The organism is Chamaesiphon sp. OTE_8_metabat_110, assembly GCF_031382685.1.
GTDB lineage: Bacteria > Cyanobacteriota > Cyanobacteriia > Cyanobacteriales > Chamaesiphonaceae > Chamaesiphon.
Window position 1 is genome coordinate 1 of sequence record NZ_JANMZA010000531.1, and the last position, 6,119, is coordinate 6,119.

The 6,119-nt window shown below is 45.2% G+C and carries 4 protein-coding genes and 2 pseudogenes; 4 read left to right on the forward strand and 2 right to left on the reverse strand.

Going from position 1 to position 6,119, the window contains the following annotated elements; genetic code table 11:
* Window positions 1–120, forward strand: a pseudogene (locus tag RMO52_RS19305) (6-pyruvoyl trahydropterin synthase family protein); the annotation flags it as partial.
* On the opposite strand, the pseudogene RMO52_RS19310 reads toward RMO52_RS19305, so the two are convergent.
* Window positions 117–419: pseudogene (locus tag RMO52_RS19310) on the reverse strand (6-carboxytetrahydropterin synthase); the annotation flags it as partial. The pseudogenes RMO52_RS19305 and RMO52_RS19310 sit on opposite strands and share 4 nt — an antisense overlap.
* A 190-nt stretch (window positions 420–609) precedes the next feature.
* Here RMO52_RS19310 and RMO52_RS19315 point away from each other — a divergent pair.
* Window positions 610–1,026: a hypothetical protein gene (locus RMO52_RS19315; protein ID WP_310417490.1), complete on the forward strand. Its 417-nt coding sequence runs from the start codon at window positions 610–612 to the stop codon at window positions 1,024–1,026.
* Between the two features lie 31 nt (window positions 1,027–1,057).
* On the opposite strand, the gene RMO52_RS19320 is transcribed toward RMO52_RS19315, so the two are convergent.
* Complete coding sequence (locus tag RMO52_RS19320; protein ID WP_310417493.1) at window positions 1,058–2,839, reverse strand: ABC transporter substrate-binding protein; 1,782 nt, start codon at window positions 2,837–2,839, stop codon at window positions 1,058–1,060.
* 209 nt (window positions 2,840–3,048) lie between these two features.
* Here RMO52_RS19320 and RMO52_RS19325 point away from each other — a divergent pair, with 209 nt between their 5' ends.
* Complete coding sequence (locus RMO52_RS19325) at window positions 3,049–4,200, forward strand: FtsW/RodA/SpoVE family cell cycle protein (protein ID WP_310417495.1); 1,152 nt, start codon at window positions 3,049–3,051, stop codon at window positions 4,198–4,200.
* A gap of 304 nt (window positions 4,201–4,504) precedes the next feature.
* Complete coding sequence (locus tag RMO52_RS19330; RefSeq protein WP_310417498.1) at window positions 4,505–5,917, forward strand: 1-acyl-sn-glycerol-3-phosphate acyltransferase; 1,413 nt, start codon at window positions 4,505–4,507, stop codon at window positions 5,915–5,917.
* The last annotated feature ends 202 nt before the right edge of the window (window positions 5,918–6,119 follow it).

The window sequence follows — 6,119 nt, forward strand, 5'->3', positions numbered from 1 at the left end:
ATCAAAAAAGAAGTTACCGGACAACTAGACTATAGCTTTCTCAACGATGTGTGGCCAGAATTTGGACAAACGCTCCCCACCACCGAAAATATTGCTAGGGTAATTTGGCAGAAGCTAGCGATGTTTTCGGTGGTGGGGAGCGTTTGCCCAAATTCTGGCCACACATCGTTGAGAAAGCTATAGTCTAGTTGTCCGGTAACTTCTTTTTTGATGACGTGTTTGACATCGGAGAGGTTGAGTACCATGCCATAGTCATCGATGTCGCCGTAGAGCGAGATAAACAGCTCGTAGTTGTGTCCGTGTCCGTACGGTTGGGCACACAAACCAAATGCCGCTTGGTTTTGCGCTGCACTCATTTCTGGCAGCCAATACCGATGGCTAGCCGAAAACTGCGCGCGACGGTTGATAATACATTTCATGAAAATTTACATAACGTTATATTAACTAGGATACTGTGTTTAGAATCCCAACGACACAGCTAATTCGATCGCAAGCATTTTGCTATTCTCTAAGTAGCGATCGAACTGTCAAGGCAAATTAATGCCAAGCTAATACTACCCTCCACCCTCTGCTCCCTACCCTCTACCCTATCCCCTATCCCCTACTTCTATGGAACGCGGTTTAATGTGGCTCCCATTGCTTGGAGCATTTATTTGGTTGGCAAGAGCGGGTGCAAATGAATATCAAAAGCTGGAAGCTTACAAACGCTGGGCGGTAGGATTCGATCGCTACAAATATGATATCTATTCGGTAATTGGTATCAAAGATCGCAAGCTCAGTTGGGGCAAACCGACTAAAGGCGATCCAAAAGATCTGCAAACATTTAGTCTCGATCGAGTCAAACAGATTACCCTAGCTATCGATAATAACTCGATCGATTTAGCTAATTTACCAGCAAGCGGTAAACAAGTTAATATTCGCTTTAGTCTAGACGATCCGAGTGAGTCGATCGAGATTCCCTTTACTGAAGTACAGATGGCTGCTGAATGGACGAAATTTTTACAACAGGAGATCGCGCATACATGAGCGATCTCCTTACCAATCGTAATAATGTAAGCTATGAATTTTCGCTAATCTTTAGTTCGCGCAAATTCCAGAATGGCCCATATATTGGTGAGTAGTCGATTCCTTTAATTCGATTTTTAATTGCAGAGAGAGAGAGGGAATTAACCAAATAAATACAGGGTAAATTTTCTTGAGTTATTTTCTGAGTTTCGGCATATATCTGCCGACGTTTAGATTCATTTAACTCTTGAGCCGCTTGAATATAGAGATTATCGATTTTCTTTTCCCATTCGGCAACTCGTCGATCGGTAATCTGTTTCTTGCCCTTTGCTGGTTTGAGATTAAACATGTGAGATCCACCATCTACCGACCAGAAATTTGCTCCATCGTTGGGTTCGACTCCACCAGTGAATCCAATTAATAAACTATCCCATTGTAGAGAACTATCGATCCGATCGACCAATAAACTAAAGGCAATCGGGGTAAAATCCACTTCGATCCCAATTAGGGCTAAATCTTGTTTGATTTGAGTACCTAATGCTTCCCGAATTTTGTTACCAGAATTAGTGATTAAGGTAAATCTGATTGGATTGTCGCGATCGTCGATCAGTTTATTTTGCTCGTTATATTTAAAGCCAGCCGCAGTGAATAATTCTTTGGCTTTTTGGGGACTATAATCGTAGAATGGCAGTCCCTCTTTGCGAGATAAATAGTAAGGACTCGGCACTGAAATTGGTGAGTCTTGCGGCGCACCCAAGCCTCGGTAGATATTATTAATCATGCGTTGCCGATCGATACTGTAGGCGATCGCCTGACGAAATTTAACATTATTAAACCAGCGGGATTTAATCGGATCGACTAGTGGTTTACCATCTCTTTCGCCTTCGTTGAGATTGAAAGACATAAAGGTCGTACCAGTCGCTGGGCCACCATTATAGATTTTATATCCGCCTTTTTGCTCTTCTTTTTTGAGTAAGGAAAAGAAATCAGGCGAAACACCATAAGAGTCTAACCCCCCCGATCTAAATTGTACCAGTGCGGTATCAGTCGATTCGACAATTTGCCAAATGACTTTATCGATATATGGCTGCCGATCGCCTTGAGCATCCTTACTCCAGTAGTGAGGATTCTTTTTAAAAACTAACCGCTCTCCAGGGGAGTAAGATTCGAGCATAAACATCCCACTAGAAACTAGATCGGAGGGTTTGGTATTAATTCCCCAAGTACTCAAAAATAGTGGTTTACCCGTGTTGTCTTTTTGGTTGACGGTAGCACGTAACTTGTGAGCGGGAAGGATACTAATTCCTAACGTGCGGATAAAGGGGGCAAATGGTTCTGGCGTAGTAAATTCAATGCGATCGGCACCAATTTTTTTGAGCGTGGGTAATTTTCGATCCTTGCCAATTTTGAGAATATCACGCGTATCGGTTGGAATTTCTTCGTTAAAGTAAACTTCATTAAAAGTAAACGCGACATCATCGATCGTCAATGGCGCACCATCAGACCATTTGAGATTTTCTCTGAGTTTAAATGTCACAGTTTTACTATCTGGGGAAACCACCCAAGATTCGGCTAAAGCTGGTTGCAGTTCGCCTTTACCATTTTCGGCAATCAAACCAGAACCCACATAGCCAAAAATATTCGGCGATTCGTTACTTAGTGCTTCATTAAAGGTCTTCGGATCGCTGAGAATTGCGGAAACTAATTGATTGCGATCGACTTTAGCAGCAGCAGAACTAATTATTTGCCGACAACTAGCCACCCCGATCGCGATCGCTAGCACTAATAATAATATCGACCACCGAGCCGGATTTAAGATCTTTTTTAACATCATGGAAATCATCTAAAACTATACTGTTCGGTCAAAAGCTGAAAAATAGCTCGAATAATTAGGCGGTGTGGTTAAATAGTATAAGTTTTCGTTCGTGTAGCGTCTACCCTAGAGGCTCGGTGACAAATCCAATCTCAAGCAGGAGCGATGCGGCAATTACCTTGCTGCCATGTTGATGCCGATCTGACACCCTACCCCCATTTTCCCACATTGTGAACTTGCGCCTTTTATTCCCATTGTTTGACCCGACAGTAAAAGACTGGTCATTGACAGCGCGTTTGATGCGGTGGCTGACTTTTCTCTGGCTAGCGATCGGGATGTTCGTGTTGTTCTCAGCTTCTTACTATCATGGAGAAGTCGAAAAAAAAGATGGCTTATTTTATTTCAATCGCCAACTAGTGGCGATCGTCATTAGTTTGTTTATCTTTAATGCGATCGTCCATTCACCCTTGCGCAAACCGCTCAAAGTCTCACACTGGATTCTGTTGGGGATTTTGGTGCTATTGTTACTGACGGTATTGACGGGGATGGGGCAAAATACGATGGGGGCAACGCGGTGGATTGCGATCGGCCCGGTTCAAATTCAGCCATCAGAATTAATCAAACCCTTTCTAGTCCTGCAAGGTGCCAAGTTATTTGGGCGCTGGGAGCAGTATCCCACCAAAGTACGGGTGACATGGCTGGTGGTATTTGCGATCGTGTTACTGGCAATCTTAAAACAACCCAACCTCAGTACGACATCTTTATGTGGTATTGGTTTGTGGTCGATCGCCTTTGCGGCGGGTTTACCGCTGAGATACCTGACTGGGACGGCAATTGGTGGGGGGATGGTAGCGGGTATGAGTCTGATGATGCACTCATACCAACGATCGCGAATGCTCTCTTTTCTCAATCCGTGGCTAGACGAACGGGGCGACGGGTTTCAATTAGTGCAAAGCTTGCTGGCGATCGGATCTGGGGGCTTGTCGGGGCGGGGGTTTGGGCTATCCAATCAGAAACTAGACTACTTGCCAATTCAGGATACAGATTTTATTTTCTCGGTGTTTGCTGAAGAATTTGGCTTACTCGGAAGCCTGCTGCTGCTGGTATTAGTGATGAGTTATGCCACTTTGGGTTTACTGATTGCCCGTCGTGCCCATCATCCCGTACATCGGCTGATTGCTGTCGGCGCGACTACTTTTATCGTGCTCCAATCGCTGTTTAATATCGGTGTGGCGGCGGGGACTCTCCCCACAACTGGTTTACCCTTGCCGATGTTTAGCTATGGCGGGAGTTCGATGGTAGCCTCACTAATCCAGTCAGCACTGCTGATCCGCGTTGCCAGGGAATCCGCAGAAGCCAAAGTTATTAAGATTAGGGGGTAGAGGGGAGATGGGAGATGGGAGATGGGGGGACTGGGGGACTGGGGAGAGATGAACCTCTTACCTTTTACCTCTTACCCCTAAAGCCTAGCTTGAGCCAGATGTCTATTCATCGATCGAGGTCGTTTTTCACAGACGATCGCTGGAATAATTGCTCTAATTTAGTGCAAAATGGGATGAGGTAATCCAAAATTACCATCCTAAAAATTTGCTCGCCATATCGAAAATTCCGTAAAATCAGTCATTTATACGGTGATTAATTTTACAATTAAAGCTATCCTCTACGGGGTCAGAAAGTATTTTCCCCATGTCCCAAATTACCAAAGCCCAGCCCCGATTAGCATTCTTACCACCTCAATTCAATGTTTGGGTGCTGCGGCTAGTCACTTGGATGTTGCCTTTGTGGTTGAGATACAAACTGCACATCACCAAAATTGATGCCTCAGATCTCGATCGGTTGGTAGAAGCTTACAAACAATCGCAGATGGGTAGATTGCGGTTGATTATTGCTTTTAGGCATCCTAGTAGCGATGATGCTTTTTGTCTGGGGCACCTCTTGACAAAAATGCTGCCGCTGGCGGCCAGAAGGCATCGCATTTCGCTCAAATCGCCCGTCTTCGCTCACTTTATCTACGATCGCGGCATTCCATTGTGGGCGGGTAAGATCGTCAATTGGTTGTACCCTCGTTTGGGTGGTATCCCCATTCATCGGGGTCGCGGCGATCGTCAAGGACTCGAAACCGCCAGAGACATCTTAGTTAACGGTCAGATGCCCCTAGCAATCGCTCCAGAGGGAGCAACTAACGGTCAGAATGAGTTTGTTAGCCCTTTAGAGTTTGGAGCCGCTCAGATTGGATTTTGGGCGATGGAGGATTTGGATCGAGTGGGGAGAGAAGAAGATGTCTTGATTATCCCGATCGGGATTCAATATTATTATCTGGATGAGCCGTGGTTTAAACTCGAACAGCTAATTTATCAGTTAGAGCTAGACTGTGGTTTGAGTGTCGATCGTCACGACTCATTGGTGGCGATCGGTCAAAACGATCGTCGCCCGATGCGAAAATTACTCTATGACAGGTTTTACATTCTGAGCCAGCATTTGCTCTATCAAATAGAAAACTTTTACGCTCACTTCTATCGCTACGAAATCCCCGAACGTCCGCTGCTAGAGCAGCCGATTTCGCGCACCGAAATCTCCCAAAGACTCCAACACCTGCTCGATTTTGCATTGCAAATATCGGAAAGTTACTTTAATCTCCCACCCCAAGGCACCATCAGCGAGCGCTGTCGCCAGATCGAGCAAGCTGGCTGGAACTGGATCTATCTCGAAGAATTGAATTCACCGCAAGCCTTATCGCCAGTCAGTCGCAAATTAGCCGATCGCATTGCCACCGAAGCAGATTTGCGGCTGTGGCACATGCGCATTGTCGAAAGCTTTGTCGCTGTGACCGGATCCTATATCAAAGATCGACCGACGATCGATCGGTTTTCGGAAATTGCCCTGCTATTGTGGGATTTAGTTGCCTGGATCGAAGGTGGCAAACCGACTAAACGCCCGATTATCGGCAATCGCCGCGTCCACATGACGATCGGTAATGCGATTCCGCTCTCTGACTACTGGGATCGCTACAAAAGTGGTCGCAGGCAAGCCAAACAAGCTACCCTCGATCTCACTCAAGAATTACAGACGGCGATGGAAGGATCGCTCGATCGGGGCTAGGGGTTAGGCTTTAGGCTTTAGGGGTAAGAGGTAAGAGGTAAAAGGTAAAAGGTAAAAGGTTCATCTCCCCCACTCCCCCCCACCCCAAAAAAAAATTAAAAAATACAACCCCCAATAACCAAAATAAAAAATAAAAAATAATTAAAAAAAAATAATAAAACAATAAAAATAATTCGTTTTACATTTCCGTAAATACACCCAC

What these genes read in the sequence shown, in the direction of transcription:
- RMO52_RS19320 (WP_310417493.1), bottom strand. Translation starts at nt 2,839, where the DNA reads ATGATGTTAAAAAAGATCTTAAATCCGGCTCGGTGGTCGATATTATTA.
- RMO52_RS19315 (WP_310417490.1), top strand. Translation starts at nt 610, where the DNA reads ATGGAACGCGGTTTAATGTGGCTCCCATTGCTTGGAGCATTTATTTGG.
- RMO52_RS19330 (WP_310417498.1), top strand. Translation starts at nt 4,505, where the DNA reads ATGTCCCAAATTACCAAAGCCCAGCCCCGATTAGCATTCTTACCACCT.